Source organism: Clostridium sp. Marseille-P299, from assembly GCF_900078195.1.
GTDB lineage: Bacteria > Bacillota > Clostridia > Lachnospirales > Lachnospiraceae > Lachnoclostridium.
Genome location: NZ_FJVE01000005.1, coordinates 366,689 through 383,716, shown reverse-complemented (window position 1 = coordinate 383,716; position 17,028 = coordinate 366,689). Strand labels below are relative to the sequence as shown.

The following is a 17,028-nucleotide window of genomic DNA, read 5'->3' as shown; positions in this document are numbered from 1 at the left end:
TCAATTGTTCGATTCGTTTTTAATATATAATATGTTAGAAGGATAAAAATGACTTATCGAAATGCAACTAGTCGATGGATAGGATTTCCCATGGATGAGAATTTTTCTTCATACTCTGTCATAACATTGCCTGTGGCATATTCACTGTGGTGTAAATCAAATGTAACATCTTTTAGAGTCCAACCAGCTTCTTCTACTTCACTAAGTGAAAAATCAAAGAGTAATCGGTTATCTGTTTTAAATGCCACATATCCATCTTTTTTTAATATGCAATTATAGCGACTAAAAAACTCTCTGGAAGTTAATCTGCGCTTTGCATGGCGATCCTTTGGCCAAGGATCAGAAAAGTTTAAATAGATTCGATCAATTTCATCTTTATCAAAAATATTGCAAATATTTTCGGCATCAAATCGAATAAAGAATAGGTTATTGCACTCTAATTCTTCTCGCTTTTCTATTGCACGTATTAATACGCTGGAGTATTTTTCAATACCAATATAATTGATATTAGGATTTTGCATTGCTAGGGTAGTAATAAATTGCCCTTTACCCATACCAATTTCTATATGAATCGGATTATTATTTCCAAATACAGTGTGCCATTGGCCTTTTAGTTGCTCTGGTTCATGAATAACATACTCATTTGCAGCAATCGCTTCTTTTGAACCGCTTACATTTCTAAGTCTCATGTAACTTCATACCTTTCGTTATTATAACGTTTTTATAAGTTCGTAGGAAGATGATGACGAATTAAATCTTCACAGTTTTTACTATGTTCAAGTGCATCCGTTGTATTTTTTAATGGACAAGCGAATACAGTTGGAAAATCAATTTCATCATATTCTTTTCTCACTGGAAATTCAAGATGTTCTTCCTCTAAGGAAAATCTTGCATTACTACCGTTTTTATTACCTCTTACATCGAGACGAACCCATCGGTCTTCTTCTTTTAAATACACTGCATTTAAACAGTGAATACAATAACCGCTATCAGGCATATCAAATACAGTTAATCTTTGATAACAAAATCCTGTAGGAATTCCTTCATGACGTAATAAAGCAGCAAATAGTAATGCCTTAGCATAACAGATTCCTTCCCCATACGTCAATACCTCAGAGGCTTTTTTGGTAATTCGCTCACTTCCAATGTCCCAAGAGTGATGAATTTCATCTTTTACGAATAAATAAGCAGCTTGAATTTTCTCATAATCATTCTTACATTCAGAAAATAATTCTTGCGCTTTTTTATCAATACATGGAGTCATAAAGTCTACGTATTTTGTTTCTAACAAGTACTCTGACAAATCATTTTCTTCTATTATTAGTTTCATTTGATGATACCTCCTATGTATAAATTTAGATGTATTATACATGAAAAAAATGCTGGATGCAATTACAAAAATTCCTAAATTGGTTAATTACTAGGTAAAACGATTAAAATATAAGGAATAGGTGAGAGACTCATTATTACATTGCAATCTAATAAAAATCATGATACGCTTTTAAACGTAGAAAACATATAAAAGACCAAGGTTTAAAAAACTTGTAATTTATTGGTTGCTACGATATAATAAATCTATTTATAACCAAAGAGGAGTATTGATATGGATTTATATGACCAGTTATTAAATTATAAGGATGAAGGTTATTATCCAATGCATATGCCTGGGCATAAAAGAAATAAAGATTTTATTATGGAAAATCCATATGCAATTGATATAACTGAAATTGAGGATTTTGACAATCTTCATGAAGCAGAAGGGATATTACTTCATTCCATGGAAAAGGCAGCTAGGATTTTTCAATCGAAGCAGAGTTTTTTCTTAATTAATGGAAGCACTTCAGGGATTTTGGCTGGAATATCGGCTTGTACCAAGAGAGGCGATCGCATTTTAATGGCTAGAAATTCACATAAAGCTGTCTATAATGCGGTTTATTTACGAGAGCTTAGGCCAGTTTATCTGTATCCAAGGGTAGAAGAACCTTATGGAATTGCAGGTAGCATACAGGTAGAAGAAGTAGAGGGGATGTTAAAGCAGTACCCAGACATTAAATTAGTTGTTATTACTTCACCTAGTTATGAAGGTGTAATTTCAGATATAAAAGAGATTGCAACGATTGCTCATAAATATGGCGTACCACTACTTGTTGATGAGGCACATGGGGCACATTTAAGTTTCCATGATTCGTTTCCGCAAAGTTCGGTGGCCGCTGGAGCAGATCTTGTAATTCAGAGTATTCATAAAACTTTGCCAGCGTTTACTCAAACAGCAATTCTCCATCGAAATAGTGATTTGGTAAAGGAAGAGGAATTAAAACGATATTTAGGTATTTATCAAACGTCCTCTCCATCCTATGTGTTAATGGCAGGAATCAGTAATTGCATCAAATTTCTAGAAGAAAAAGGGAAACTTGCATTTGAGGAGTATGTAAAGGAGTTAGAATCATTTTATAATCAAACTTCGAATTTACAAAGTATTCGTGTATGGAAACCTAAGAAAACTGCTTATTGCTATGATAAGGACCCATCAAAGCTTATTATTTTATCAAATTGCAAAGAGCTTACGGGAATGAAACTGTATGAAATTCTCTTGCACAAATATAAAATTCAAGTGGAGATGACTTCAAAGGACTATGTTTTATGCATGACAAGTGTATGCGATACGAAAGAAGGATTTATACGCTTATTAAATGCGTTACGTAAGATAGATGATGAATATAAGACTTACGCTACTTTAAAAAACCAAGAACCTAAGTATGTGGAGTTTCTTAAAGCAAAGGTTGAGTATACTCATTATGAAAGCTCTGCGCTTGAGAGTAAGCAAGTGCTGCTTTTGGAAAGTGTGAATAAAATCGCAGCGGAATATGTGTATTTATACCCACCTGGAATACCAATTTTAGTACCAGGAGAAGTGATTACACAAGATGTTTTAAACTGTCTTATAGAATATAAGAATATTGGGTTAGCATTACGTGGGATGAAGGATCTTACAGGAACCACGATTCAAATCATAGCGTAATGAAAGAGTAACTTGAAATGAGGAAAAGGAGCTCACAACATGGGAAAAATATTTCTTGTTATGGGAAAGAGTGCTACAGGAAAAGATACGATTTTTCGGAAGTTGTTAGAGATAGAGGATTTAAAGCTAAAAACGGTGGTTACTTATACAACACGTCCCATTCGAACAGCTGAGGTAGACGGTAGAGAGTACTTTTTTGTGGACAATGCAAAAAGAGAAGAACTGCTAGCAAAAGGAAAGGTTATTGAGCAGCGTTCTTATGATACAGTACATGGAATTTGGTATTATTTTACCGTAAATGATGGTCAAATTGATTTAGATAATTCTAATTATATTATGATACAAACCCTTGAAGGGTATGAACAAATTCGAGATTACTATGGAAAAGATAGCGTTGTTCCGATTTATGTAGAAGTAGAAGATGGTGAGCGTCTTATGAGAGCTTTAGAACGCGAACGGGAACAAAGTGATCCTAAATATGCAGAACTTTGCCGTAGATATTTAGCAGATACCATGGATTTCTCAGAGGAGAATATCAAAGCATTGGGGATTAATAAACGTTATCAAAACTTAGACATAAGGGAATGTATTAGCCAAATTAGTAGTGATATTTTAGCAATAATACAAGATACAGATAAGAAATAATTATCAGGTTTAAATATATGTATAGGACATTTTAGAGTGAAATAAAAAGCTATAAATGTTTGATTATATATGGTATAATAAAGGCTAAATGAGCCATCTTAACGAAACTTTTTGATGGTCATTGAAGCAATGAGACCATGAAGTTTTTTTCATGGGATAATGAAGGAGGAGACAGGTGTTTGCAAGCAAGCTTGTAGTCACCGATGGGAGGGGTTTATGGAGATTAAGGTAAATCAATTGCAAACAATTCAATCAACGGAGCTTAAGGCACCCGTAAAGGAAACCGATGGCTCGTTTAAGTTTACTTTAATCAGTAGCATTGAAGAGCAAGAACTTCAGGCAAGACTTAGTTTTTTAATGGATGAGATCTCAGCACAAGGAAAAAAGATATCAAAGCATATGGATGTGCTAGATATGAGACATTATCGTGAACTAATTCGTGAATTTATGAATGAGGTAGTAAATCGATCCCATAAATTTAGTAGGCAGAATTTCCTTGATAAGCGTGGTAGGCATAGAGTCTACGGAATGATAAAGTTAATTGATAAAACACTTGATGAATTAGCCTTAGAACTTATGAAAGAGGAAAAAGACGCGATTAGTATTTTAAGTAAAATTGATGAAATACGTGGATTGCTACTTGATATTTTTGCTTAAGATATACCAGTTGGCGAAGGAGGGATTTTATGCTTACATTTTCAGATGTGGTTGGTCATGAGAACATAATCGATTATTTTCAAAATGCGTTTCGTATGCAAAAATTTTCACATGCGTACATTTTAAATGGGGAAGACGGAACAGGAAAAAATTTACTTGCTTCTATTTTCGCAACAACCCTGCAATGTGAGGCCCATGATGTAAATCCATGCGGTGTGTGTAAATCTTGCTTACAGGCCATGAGTGATAATCATCCTGACATAAAGTACATTACACATGAAAAGGCAAGCATTAGTGTAGATGATATCCGAAGTCAGCTAAATAATGATGTTCAAATAAAACCTTACAGTAGTAAATATAAAGTCTATATTATTGATGAGGCTGAAAAATTAACAGAGCAAGCACAAAATGCCTTACTTAAAACAATTGAAGAACCTCCAGAATATGCCGTTATTTTATTACTAACGAATAATTCAAATTTATTTTTAGAAACTATTTTATCTCGTTGTGTGGTTCTAAATTTAAAAGTTATTCCAAAAGAGAGTATAAAAAAATACTTAATGGAGGAAGTTAAGGTTCCTGATTATCAAGCGGAGTTAAGTGCAACTTTTGCAAATGGAAATTTGGGAAAAGCAATAAAATTATCAAGCTCAGAAGAGTTTTCGCAGATGAAGGCAGATGTTGTTCGTTTAATGAAGTATATTGATGAATATGAACTTTCAGAGATTATGGGGGCCATTAAAAAAATTGCTGAGAACAAATCAGTTATAAACGATTATTTGGATTTAATTCTATTATGGTATCGAGATGTATTAATGTTTAAAGCTACAATGGATGCAAATCTAGTTTTTTATAAAGACGAAGTACAAGATATAAAAAAGCAAGGAAGTAACAAGAGTTTTGAAGCCTTGGATCACATTATAAAGGCATTAGATGATACGAAGAAAAGACTATTGGCAAATGTTAATTTTGAAATTGCGATGGAACTATTATTGTTAGCAATGAAGGAGTCTTGATATAGATATTACAAATAGAGAGGATAAGAATCATGATCAATGTTATCGGGGTACGCTTTCGAAGAGCGGGAAAAGTATATTTTTTTGATCCAGCGGGATATGATATAAAGCAGGGTGACAACGTAATTGTTGAAACTGCACGTGGCGTGGAATATGGTATGGTTGTACTTGGACCAAGAGATGTAGAGGATGAAAAAGTCATACAACCATTAAAGAGTGTTATGAGAACTGCAACACCAGAAGATGATGAAACAGAGAAAAAGAATAAAGAAAAAGAAAAAGATGCATTTCGCATTTGTTTAGAAAAAATAGCAAAGCACGGACTTGAGATGAAACTAATTGATTGTGAGTACACATTTGATAACAACAAAGTGCTTTTTTATTTTACGGCTGATGGAAGAATTGACTTTCGTGAGTTAGTAAAGGATTTGGCAGCAGTTTTTAAGACTAGAATCGAGCTTAGACAAATCGGTGTAAGAGATGAAACTAAGATTGTTGGTGGAATCGGTATTTGTGGTCGTCCATTATGCTGTCATACCCATCTATCTGAGTTTGCCCCAGTGTCAATTAAAATGGCGAAAGAGCAGAACTTATCCCTTAATCCAACAAAGATTTCAGGTGTATGCGGTCGATTGATGTGTTGTCTAAAGAATGAAGAAGAAGCATACGAAGACTTAAATGCTAAATTACCAAACGTAGGAGACCGTGTTACAACATCGGATAATCTTCAAGGTGAAGTTTCAAGCGTAAGTGTCTTAAAGCAGCTTGTAAAGGTAATTGTAGAGCTTGAAAACGATGAAAAAGAAATACGAGAATATAAAGTTGACGATTTAAAATTTAAACCGAAAAAGAAAAAAGAGAAGATTCTAATGGATGATGAACTTCGTGCATTAGAGTTATTAGAGAAAAAAGAAGGTAATCATTTAGATGACTAGTTTATAAAGAAATTATATGTAGATTGCCAAGTAATTATTAACTACAAGGTAATCTACTTGGTAATTTTCCTAGTAGATTAGTTATGGTGTGATTATAAGGAGGATGCATGTGGGAGGAGTTATTACTACCCGATGAACGTTTAGATGATTTGCATCGTAATAATTATAAAATTATTCAGAATCCAAATAAGTTCTGTTTTGGTATGGATGCGGTGTTGTTAACTGGTTTTGCAAAAATTAAAGAAACTGACACGGTGCTAGATCTCGGGACAGGCACTGGAATTATTCCAATTTTATTAGAAGGTAGGAATAAAGGAAGGCATCTTACAGGTCTAGAAATCCAAGAAGAAAGTGCAGATATGGCAAGACGTAGCGTAAAAGGGAATTCTTTAGAAGAAAAGATTGACATAGTAACTGGAGATATCAAAGAAGCCTCTAAGATTTTTGGTGCAGCTTCTTTTGATGTAGTAACAAGCAATCCGCCCTATATGAACCACGACCATGGACTTGTAAATCCAAATCAGCCCAAAGCAATTGCAAGGCATGAACTTCTTTGCTCTTTGGAAGATGTAATTCGAGAATCATCCAAAGTTTTAAAGCAAAACGGTCGCTTATTTATGGTGCACCGACCATTTCGATTGGCAGAAATTATTGAAGTAATGAAACGATATAAATTAGAGCCTAAGAGATTAAGGTTTGTTCATCCTTATTTGCATAAAGAGCCCAATATGGTGCTTATAGAAGGTTTAAAAGGCGGAAATCCTATGGTTACAGTTGAAGCTCCGCTGATTGTGTATAAAGAGGAACATGTTTATACCGATGAGATTTATAAAATTTATGGATATTAATTAAAGGGGTTATTGCAAATACAGTTTATATAAGTTAACTAGTTTGCAACGGCCTCTTTCTTTCATATCTGATTGTATCAGATATGAATGTGTATATAACAGTTATGAATCTGTTTGTAACAGAAATAAATCTGATTTTTCTAACAGAAATAAATCTGTTTTGTTGTAACTGACTGAAAGTGGAAAGGAAAGGGTAATAGTATGGCAGGAACCCTATATTTATGTGCAACCCCAATCGGTAATTTAGAAGATATTACGTTTCGGGTACTTAGAATATTAAAAGAAGTGGATTTAATCGCTGCGGAGGACACTAGAAATAGTATAAAGCTATTAAATCATTTTGAAATTACAACACCAATGACAAGTTATCATGAATACAACAAATATGATAAAGGCAAGTACTTAGTTAATAAATTACTAGAGGGTGAGAATATTGCATTAATTACAGATGCTGGGACACCTGGAATCTCAGATCCAGGGGAGGAACTTGTTAAAATGGCATATGAAGCTGGAATTACAGTAACTTCACTCCCTGGAGCAAGTGCATGTGTTACGGCACTTTCATTATCTGGATTACCAACTAGAAGGTTTGCATTTGAAGCATTTTTACCAACGGATAAAAAGGAGAGACAAGACATCTTAAATGAGCTTGTAAATGAGACAAGAACCATTATCCTATATGAAGCACCACATAGGCTTGTTAAGACGCTTAAAATGCTATTTGAGGCCCTTGGAGACCGTAATATAACTATTCTACGTGAGCTTACCAAGAAACATGAAACCGTATTTACATCTACATTTGAAAAGGCGATTGCCTATTATGAGGAAAATGATGCGAAAGGTGAATGCGTAATTGTTATTGAGGGCAAGAGCCGAGAAGAATTAATTAAAGAAAGTCAGGAAAAGTGGCTTTCATGGACCCTTAGTGAACATATGGATCACTATATGAATCAAGGGATGAATAAAAAAGAAGCAATGAAGGCTGTTGCAGATGATCGAGGTGTACCAAAGCGAGACATTTATGCAATGCTGTTAAATGAAGAGTAAATAATAAGTAAATAAAGTTAAATATAGATTAAAGCATATAAAAATGACAGGGTTTATAAAATGGCATTTTAAAGTATGTTTCGTCTGAAATATTTGGATATTTTATACAGAAAAAACTAAAAGAATGATGCTAAATCGTTTTATCAAAAAACGCAAGCATCATCCTCTTAGTTTTCTAAAGACTAGTACCTATGGATTATTAAATTTAAACTATTCCACAAGGTAAATAGTTTTTTAAATTAGTCGATAAGACCAGCAAGTTTAGCAAGTTCTGTAATAGAACTCTTAGATACCTTTTTACCGCAGTAATCGAATAATTCATCTTTTTCTCCGTTAAAGATATCAGTTGGTTCATATTTTTGTAAAATAATTCTTCCTTCATCTACAAAAATTTCTAATGGATCTCTTTCACTTACTCCAAGAGTTCTTCTTAATTCAATTGGAAGTGTAATACGTCCTAATTCGTCTAATTTTCTAACAATACCTGTGCTTTTCATTTTTATTTCTCCTTTCAAAACTGTCAAAAACGCTAGTAAAATGTAAAAATATGTTAATTATTGGGGTCACTTATTATAAAATATCATAGGAGGTAAAAATAGTCAACTGAAAAAATTAAGACATTTTAGCATTTTTTTGACTTTTATAATTTTTCTAATTAATATCATATAATAACATAATCATACATGAAAAGAGAAATTTCGCTAATTTTCAGTGCTTTGTTGAAATTTTATGTTAAAAATATAGTTAAATTTAAAATACTACTACATCAAAAACACGAATATATTAATTAGAATTAACATAAAATTAAAAAAAATGAAGCGAAAAAAAATAAAATGATTAACTATTTATGGGGATTTATGATAGTTTTTGGAATTATCTATGGAACTTTAACGGGAAAAATTGCAGATGTTAGTACCTCCACGTTAAATTCAGCAAAGGAAGCTGTTACATTGTGTATTACAATGCTAGGAATCATGTCTTTATGGATGGGACTTATGGAAATTGCCAAAGAGATAGGGATTATAGAAAAGCTTACAAAAGCATTGCGACCAGTGCTTCGGATTTTATTTCCTGATATTCCAAAAAATCATATTGTAAATGAATACATAGCTTCCAATATGATTGCAAATATTTTGGGCCTTGGCTGGGCAGCTACTCCAGTAGGGTTAAAAGCAATGAAAGAGTTTGCTAAATTAAATGAAATGCGTGATAAAGCGAGTCCAGACATGTGCACCTTTTTAATTATTAATATTTCTTCATTGCAACTTATTCCAGTTAATATTATTGCTTATCGTACTCAGTATGGATCAATAAACCCAGCAGAAATACTTGGTGCAGGTTTAGTAGCAACACTGTTTTCTACATTTGTTGGGGCATTGTTTTCCATCATAGCTAGAAAATTGGCTAAGAATTAGAATGGGAAGGTAGTGGGTTCTAATGGAAAGTAGTAGCTTCTAATAGAAGACTGTTGACTTAAATAGAAAGCAGTAAACTCTGAAAGAAAGCACTAGATTCAAATAGAAAGGCTGGGGATTGCTTTGAATTTTCTTATTTACATATCGGATTATATTATTCCTTTTTTGTTTTTATATATTATAGGTTTAGGCCTACTTATGAAAAAGAATGTTTATGATATATTCATCAAAGGCGCTAGAGAGGGTTTTAAGGTAGTTTTAGACATATTGCCTACGTTAATAGGCCTAATGGTAGGAATCGGCATTATGAGGGCTTCTGGAGCGCTAGAAGCACTTTCAAATGTAATAGCTCCTATTACATCAATTCTTAAGTTCCCAGGAGAACTTGTTCCTTTGGTGGTCGTAAAAATGTTTTCTTCCTCTGCGGCAACGTCTTTACTGCTGGATATTTTTAAAGAATTTGGACCGGACTCTTATTTGGGAAGACTATCCTCAATAATAATGAGTTGTACGGAAACCATATTTTATACCATGGCCGTGTATTTTATGACAGCAGGGGTTAAGAAGACGAGGTATACTCTAGCAGGAGCTTTAGTAGCCACGTTAACAGGCGTTGTTATGAGCGTGATTTTAGTTGGGTGGATTATGTAATTGTATCAAAGCTTCATGTGATTAACTTTGGCGATGCATGTCATGCGATTGATGAGGATGTATTAACATTGGTATCATTATTATGAGTATGGTCTAAAGGGGATAGGTTGACTTATAGGATTACTAATGATATAACGAGTATAAATAAGTACTGATTTACATTTTGATATTTATATACTTATTTTTATGATAAAAGTGATACGACACTTAAAAGCTTTATTTACGAAAGGAGTTTTTATGTCAGGAAACAAAATGCCAATGCTATTCATCGGTCACGGATCACCAATGAATGCTATTGAAGATAATAAATATACAAAAAATTGGGAAGAGGTTGGTAGGCGTTTACCAAAGGCAAAAGCCATCTTAGTAGTTTCTGCCCATTGGTATACTAAGGGGACTAAAATTTGCGAAGATGAAAATCCTAAAATGGTTTATGATATGTATGGATTTCCAAAAGAGTTATATGAAGTAGTTTATAAAGCCCAAGGCGCACCTGAAGTTGCAAAAGAGACGAAGGAGCTAATTGGCTCTAAGGTGCTTGCCGATGATACTTGGGGATTGGATCATGGAGCCTGGTCAGTTTTAGTTAAGATGTTTCCAAAGGCAGACGTTCCAGTCTTTCAGTTAAGTGTAGATGGAACAGCCCCAAGCAGTGAGCACTATAGATTAGGAACTTGCATCTCTAAATTAAGAGAGGAAGGTGTTCTTATACTGGCTAGTGGAAACGTGGTACATAACTTAAGAGCAGTGGATTGGGAGAATAGTGGAGGAACGAAATGGGCGAATGATTTTGATGACTATATTAAAGAATCAATACTAGCTGGAAAGTATGAAGATGTCGTGAACTATCATACACATAAAGACGCAAAGTATGCTGTTCCGACTCCAGACCATTTTTATCCTTTGCTTTATATATTAGGAGCTGCAGATAAAACAGATAAAGTAACTGTATTTAATGATTCTTGTACCTTAGGAAGTTTATCGATGACTAGTTATATATTTGAATAGTTTAAAAGGAGTTATACACAAGTAACATATAATTTGTGTATAACTCCTTTTATTTTGCAGTTTCACACTGATAACAATGTTACTACTTTTTCTAAACAGTAGCGAATTGTTGGTTATGATGTTTAGGATTAAAATGGATGATTATTTTTTCGATAGGCTAATGGAGAAACACCATTTATATGACGAAAGGCATCACCAAAATAATTGCTGTCAGTAAACCCACAAGCAAAGGCTATTTCAGTGATAGACATATTACTTTCTAGTAAAAGTTGCTCTGCGCGCCGTATACGAATTCTAGTTAAATATTCTTTAAAGCCTATACCAGTTGTTTGTTTAAATTTTTTTGAAAAATAAGTTCGATTTAAATGCAACATATTAGCCATTTCCGTTAAGGTAATTGGTTTATCATAATTATGAAATATATAATCAGCAGCACGTTGTATGGATTCATTCTCTAAATCCATTGTTTTATAAATATGGGTAGTTCTACTTTGATACCTAATTAAAAATAATATAAACTCCACGAGATAGGTATTTAGAAAAGCATCAGAAAAGTTGTCAGGTTGCTCTAATTCAAGGATCATTTTATCCAAGAGATCTTCTAAATACTTTTTTTGTTTTGATGTAAAAGAGAGGACCTTTTTTCCAAGTAACTCGTTAAAAATATTTTCACCATACCGATCGGTGATTTCTTTAATATGCTCATCTTTAAAATCAAGTACAATACGTTCATGTTCACAAGTGGATAAATAAGTGGTTTTATGTATCGTTCCAGTAGATATAATTGCCATATCTCCTGCTCTTAATCTGTAAATTGAATGTTGCATAAAAAGGCTGCATTCTCCTGATTTTATATAAAATATTTCGTTATACTGGTGGCAATGAGAACTACTCATGCTATAGGAAGCAGCTAATTTTCTTTTTTTTACCCATATGATATCATCATTTGTTTTATCCATAAGCACCTCATCTGACAATTAACAATCGTCTAATAATGGTTTTTTATATGTTTAGAGACTTACAATTTATTTATAATTAACCTAGTAATTATATTAATCCTGAATTATTCATGCTGACCTTGTTAGCATGATACAATACCTTTTTAATACTGAGTTTCATACATTTATTACTTTCACCTAAAAAGTGAAATCTAGATATAGAAAAAAGGCCTCTTCTTTGTTAAAATTTAAGTGCGACCCAAAATCAAACAAAGGAGAAACCTTATATGTCTAGTTTACAGGATTTACACTTAGAATGCAATAACCGTATTAAAATAAATTTTAATGGAGGAGAACTTTCCTCCGATTCTGGATTACTTTTACTCTATGAATATATAAATAAACTAAAGATCCCCTCTATCATTGCTGAGAATTTTAGTACTGATACAAAACAGCGTATTCATTCTGATTCATCCATACTCATGCAACGTATCTTTCAAAACATCGCTGGGTACTTTCAAGATGATGATGCGGATGAATTGGCTTTTGATCCTATATTTACTCAAATTCTTTCGAAAGAAAGATTGGCATCTCAACCTACAATAAGCCGTTTTATGAATCGTCTTGATGACATCTGTATTGTGCAGATGGATGTTCTTCATCAACTATTACGTGAGAAGATTTATTCTTATGAACAACCACAACAGATCATTCTTGATGTCGACTCTACTTCATTTACTACGTATGGTTCGCAAGAAGGTAGTAGCTATAATACTCATTATCAAAACGTTGGATATCATCCATTATTAGTATTTGATGGGTTAACTAAGGATTTATTAAAGGCTGAGTTAAGACCAGGAAATACTTACACTTCAAAGGACGCACATAATTTTTTGTATCCTCTCCTATTGGAATATATGGATAATTATCCAGATACTCAACTATTCTTAAGAGGTGATAGTGGTTTCGCAGACGTTATGCTTTATGAAAAGTTAGAGACCAATGGTGTGAGTTTTGCTATTCGTATGAAGGAATCAGCACGCTTACGTAAGATGGTTGAAGGTGATGTTTATGATTTTATGGAATCATTAAACAATAATCTTGTTGATTACGCTTGCACTTATACTGAATTCATGTATGCTGCTGATAGCTGGGCATATCCTCGTAGAATTGTTTGCAAGATTGAAAAACCATATGGAGTAATGGTAGCTAATTATACATTCATCGTTACAAATATGGAGATTCCTGCCCAGGATATTTTACGTTTTTATTGTAATCGAGGGACTATGGAAAACATGATTAAAGAAGCAAAACTAGGCTTTCATATGAATGCTATGCCAAATCATGATTTCATAACTAATCAAAATCGACTCCAAATCAATATGTTAACATATAACATATTCAATTGGTTTCGTCGAATGGTTTTACCAAAGAAGATGAGACATCTTCAAGTTGATACAATTCGTTTAAAACTTATAAAAATAGCAGCAAGGCTAACGAAGAAATCACGCTATCTAATCTTTAAGTTATGCAGTAGTTGCCCTTATAAAAATGAATTTAATGAGGTTTTATCAAAAATACATTCACTAAGACCACTACAAAGGTTATTAGAGTAGATAGTGAGTTGCACATTGGCAGTTAAAAAAAGAGAGTAATAATACCTTAGTTAAATTCCTTTCTTTTTGACTGTTAAAAAAAGTAAAATCATAAAATCAAAGTAAAAAACAACGGGCTGATATAAAGATCAGTAAATTAACTTTGTTATTTACTTACATGAATAATTCAGGTTAATGATTCATTTTTAAATATAAACCAATCAATTTCATAATGAATCTAAAATAATTATATCATCCTAAAATTATAAAGACAAATTAATCTGTATTATAAAGTAAAATAGCTAATTTTTATGTAGTAATTACTGTTAAATTTATCTATCATTGTAATAGATACTAATTTTGCCGGCAAATTAGTTCAGCGATATGTAAAGAGAGGATTGAGAGAGATGAAAAGACTAAAGAAAATCGTTCTATTTATGTTTGCATGTCTAATTATGATGGGGGTAGGAGGTATCACTACAGAGGCAGAAGAAAAGTATGTTTCATTAGATACAAACAACCCTATTGAGTTTAATGGTAGTTCCATTGTTTATAAAGGAAAAACAATTGAATTATCGGAAAAGGCATTTTACATTGATGGTTCATTGGATGAAGCAACTGCTGCAAAATATCCATATGTATTTACTAGTATCAATGAGGCAGCAAAGCATTTGGTAGATGGTACTGAAGAATCGCCAATGATGCTATATATTGCGCCTTATGTATATTGGGTTGATGACCCAGATGATGAAGAAATTCGTAAACCAGACACTTTATCTGTACCTTATGGTTTAATTATAGATTGTGAATGGTTAACATTCTATGGATTAACTGATAATCCTGAAAATGTAGTAATCGCAGCAAATCGTGGTCAAACTCAAGGTGCTGATGGGAACTTTACTAACTTATATATTGATGGCAATGGTTTAAGAATGGAAAATTTAACGGTAGGAAACTACTGTAACGTTGATTTAGAGTTTCCTCTAAAGCCAGAATTAAATCGTGCAAAGCGTTCCGATGCAATTACACAAGGACAATTGGTGCATAGTAATGGGGATAAAATTGTTGCTATGAATTGCAATTTTATCAGTAGATTGAATGCAAATCCAATTATTTCAGATAAGAGAGTATTATTATATCGTTGCCATGTAGAAAGTACGGATGACGCATTAAATGGGACAACCGTACATTTAGAGTGTGATTTTGATTTCTATGGAAACCGTCCATTTTACTCAACACAAGGAACTGGCGCTGTATTTTTAAATTGTGTATTTAATTCTAAAATCTTTGGTATAGAGGCAGAACCAAATCAATACCTTACAAAAGAGGGTGGAGCTGTAGCTATTGTTGATAGTGAATTTAAGAGTAACTATCCAATATCCATTGGAATTGGTTGGACTAAGTATCCAAAGAGTAGCTTACGTTGTTACCAATCGAATGTTTTACATAATGGAAAACCTATAACACTAAGTAGTTCAGATAATCCTTGGACTACGGTTGATATGACAAATAAAGATGTACTTGGCGCTTATAAAGTAGAGTACAAGGGTGAAACCGTATATAATACCTATAACTTATTACGTGGAAATGATGATTGGGATCCAATGGGAGTAAAAGATAAGATTCTAGCAGCAGGAAAAGAAGATAACATCGATTATGCATCTATTCCAACATTTATGTCCATCGAGACAACAAATACAGCAATAGAATCTGGAAATACAGAAGCGGTATTAACTCTTTCTGTAAAACGTTTTGGAAACATTGAAACAAAACTATCTAACATCACTTGGTCTATTGATAAAGACAGCGAAGATTTAGTCGAATTAACGGTTAATAAAGACGGTTCTTGCACTGTAAAAGGAATCAACGATTATGATGAATCTAAAAAAGTTATTATATATGCTAAATCAGAAACAGGATTAGAAGCAGCATGTGAAATTGAAGTAGCACCTTCTGTGCTTGCATCTCCTAAATTTACAAAAAAACCAGTGATGGGGACACCAAAGGATGGAATCGTTACGGTATCCTATCAACTTGATTTAGGAAAGCGTGAAGATCAATCTCTAATTACATGGTATCGTTGTACTGATAAGTCTGGATCTAATCCAGTGGAAGTTGCAGTAACAAACTTAAATGAGCCTGAATACAATTATGAGTTAACATTTGGTGATGTTGGTTATTATTTAATGGCTACTATTGAGCCAAAGCATGTTAGAAGTCAAGCTGGAAAAGCGGTTTCTGTGATAACATCAGATAAAATAAAGATATCGGATGTAAAACAGTATTCCATTAGTACAGATTTTCAAAACTTCCCAGTTGAATATAATAAAACCATAGCACCAGGTTTTTGGACAGTAGACTCTGTGAAACCAGTGGATACCAGTGAGTATGAATGGGAACCAGACACTACGACCTCATGGACTTATGGTAGTGCCATTGATGGAGCGAAAGGTACTGGACTTTATCAAACTACCCAAGGTGCAAGATTACTATATACACCAGTGAATGGAAGTTATGGTGATATGACAGTTACTTTAAACCTTGACCCAAGTAAAACACAAGGACAAGGATTTGGTAGTGCAAAAGCGCAGTATTTAGATGTATATATTAAGTTTGATACAAAAACTTTAACAGGTTATGCTCTTCGAATCGAAAGAACAAGTAAGAGTTCAAGAGCAGTTGACTTTTTCCTTGTAAAATATGAAAACGGCGTGACTACTAGAATAAGTGATCCAATCACTGCTTCTTGTTATTTAACAGATTGTAACATTACATTACAGGTAAAGGGTGATCAACTTACTGCACATGTAGAAACATCTTCACCTCAATTACCAGAGCATATCGCAGACGGTTTACCTCATGTTGTTGACTTAGCTGCAACCATTGAAACAAATAATTTTGGTGGAAGTGGTGTACTCCATACGGGAACAACAGGATCAAGCGGCGTTGGTAACATTACTATGCTTCATAAGATGTCAATTGCATGGGATGGAATAGAAGAAATTCTATCATTAAATAGTGAAGATAGTAAAAATGAAAATATAAATGAGGCTATCAATGGAAATACAGACAATAATGCAAATACAGATAAGAACACAGAAGAAAAACTTGAAGAGTTACCTAAAACAGGTGGAATTAGTTCCATGACTGTTTACTTCATTGGTATTATATTTGTAGCGATTGGTACATCAGTTTTTGTATTGGAGAAGAAAAAGAAGATAAACAACTAAAGAATTAATTTAATTTGTATGATA

At 33.3% G+C, this 17,028-nt stretch carries 16 protein-coding genes; 12 read left to right on the top strand and 4 right to left on the bottom strand.

Annotation, left to right across the window (positions count from 1 at the left end; all coding sequences use genetic code 11):
- Positions 1-53: 53 nt before the first annotated feature.
- Together trmB and BN4220_RS03505 are read right to left on the bottom strand one after the other, a co-directional pair.
- Complete coding sequence (gene trmB / locus BN4220_RS03510; protein WP_066713667.1) at positions 54-689, bottom strand: tRNA (guanosine(46)-N7)-methyltransferase TrmB; 636 nt, start codon at positions 687-689, stop codon at positions 54-56.
- A gap of 32 nt (positions 690-721) precedes the next feature.
- Positions 722-1,330: a transglutaminase-like domain-containing protein gene (locus BN4220_RS03505; protein WP_066713665.1), complete on the bottom strand. Its 609-nt coding sequence runs from the start codon at positions 1,328-1,330 to the stop codon at positions 722-724.
- Between the two features lie 273 nt (positions 1,331-1,603).
- Here BN4220_RS03505 and BN4220_RS03500 point away from each other — a divergent pair, with 273 nt between their 5' ends.
- From BN4220_RS03500 to rsmI, 7 genes are all read left to right on the top strand, one after another.
- The gene (locus BN4220_RS03500) at positions 1,604-3,019 is read left to right on the top strand and encodes an aminotransferase class I/II-fold pyridoxal phosphate-dependent enzyme (RefSeq protein WP_066713663.1); all 1,416 of its coding nucleotides are present in this window, start codon (positions 1,604-1,606) and stop codon (positions 3,017-3,019) included.
- A gap of 39 nt (positions 3,020-3,058) precedes the next feature.
- Positions 3,059-3,664, top strand: coding sequence for a guanylate kinase (locus BN4220_RS03495; protein WP_066713662.1), 606 nt, complete (start codon positions 3,059-3,061; stop codon positions 3,662-3,664).
- 216 nt (positions 3,665-3,880) lie between these two features.
- Complete coding sequence (locus BN4220_RS03490; protein WP_066713660.1) at positions 3,881-4,321, top strand: YaaR family protein; 441 nt, start codon at positions 3,881-3,883, stop codon at positions 4,319-4,321.
- Between the two features lie 29 nt (positions 4,322-4,350).
- Positions 4,351-5,337, top strand: coding sequence for a DNA polymerase III subunit delta' (holB, locus tag BN4220_RS03485; RefSeq protein WP_066713657.1), 987 nt, complete (start codon positions 4,351-4,353; stop codon positions 5,335-5,337).
- Between the two features lie 32 nt (positions 5,338-5,369).
- Entirely contained in the window at positions 5,370-6,272 is a 903-nt protein-coding gene (locus tag BN4220_RS03480) for a PSP1 domain-containing protein (protein WP_066713654.1), read from the top strand.
- Between the two features lie 107 nt (positions 6,273-6,379).
- A complete protein-coding gene (locus BN4220_RS03475; protein WP_066713651.1) occupies positions 6,380-7,120 on the top strand; it encodes a tRNA1(Val) (adenine(37)-N6)-methyltransferase in 741 nt (246 codons plus the stop codon).
- 201 nt (positions 7,121-7,321) lie between these two features.
- Positions 7,322-8,167 carry a 16S rRNA (cytidine(1402)-2'-O)-methyltransferase gene (gene rsmI, locus BN4220_RS03470; RefSeq protein WP_066713648.1) on the top strand — a complete coding sequence of 282 codons (846 nt, stop codon included), beginning with the start codon at positions 7,322-7,324 and terminating at the stop codon, positions 8,165-8,167.
- Positions 8,168-8,406: 239 nt separating this feature from the next.
- On the opposite strand, the gene BN4220_RS03465 is transcribed toward rsmI, so the two are convergent.
- Complete coding sequence (locus tag BN4220_RS03465) at positions 8,407-8,664, bottom strand: AbrB/MazE/SpoVT family DNA-binding domain-containing protein (protein ID WP_066713646.1); 258 nt, start codon at positions 8,662-8,664, stop codon at positions 8,407-8,409.
- Positions 8,665-9,000: 336 nt separating this feature from the next.
- Here BN4220_RS03465 and BN4220_RS03460 point away from each other — a divergent pair, with 336 nt between their 5' ends.
- The 3 genes from BN4220_RS03460 (at position 9,001) to ygiD (ending at position 11,241) form a co-directional block, all read left to right on the top strand.
- Complete coding sequence (locus BN4220_RS03460) at positions 9,001-9,582, top strand: nucleoside recognition domain-containing protein (protein WP_066713644.1); 582 nt, start codon at positions 9,001-9,003, stop codon at positions 9,580-9,582.
- A 123-nt stretch (positions 9,583-9,705) separates the two neighbouring features.
- Complete coding sequence (locus BN4220_RS03455) at positions 9,706-10,233, top strand: spore maturation protein (protein WP_066713642.1); 528 nt, start codon at positions 9,706-9,708, stop codon at positions 10,231-10,233.
- Between the two features lie 237 nt (positions 10,234-10,470).
- Entirely contained in the window at positions 10,471-11,241 is a 771-nt protein-coding gene (ygiD, locus tag BN4220_RS03450) for a 4,5-DOPA-extradiol-dioxygenase (RefSeq protein ID WP_066713640.1), read from the top strand.
- Between the two features lie 128 nt (positions 11,242-11,369).
- Here ygiD and BN4220_RS03445 read toward each other — a convergent pair whose 3' ends face one another.
- Positions 11,370-12,200, bottom strand: coding sequence for an AraC family transcriptional regulator (locus BN4220_RS03445; RefSeq protein WP_066713638.1), 831 nt, complete (start codon positions 12,198-12,200; stop codon positions 11,370-11,372).
- Positions 12,201-12,466: 266 nt separating this feature from the next.
- On the opposite strand from BN4220_RS03445, the gene BN4220_RS03440 reads away from it, so the two are divergent.
- Positions 12,467-13,795: an IS1380 family transposase gene (locus tag BN4220_RS03440; RefSeq protein ID WP_066712939.1), complete on the top strand. Its 1,329-nt coding sequence runs from the start codon at positions 12,467-12,469 to the stop codon at positions 13,793-13,795.
- A 386-nt stretch (positions 13,796-14,181) separates the two neighbouring features.
- A complete protein-coding gene (locus tag BN4220_RS03435; RefSeq protein ID WP_066713636.1) occupies positions 14,182-17,004 on the top strand; it encodes an LPXTG cell wall anchor domain-containing protein in 2,823 nt (940 codons plus the stop codon).
- The last annotated feature ends 24 nt before the right edge of the window (positions 17,005-17,028 follow it).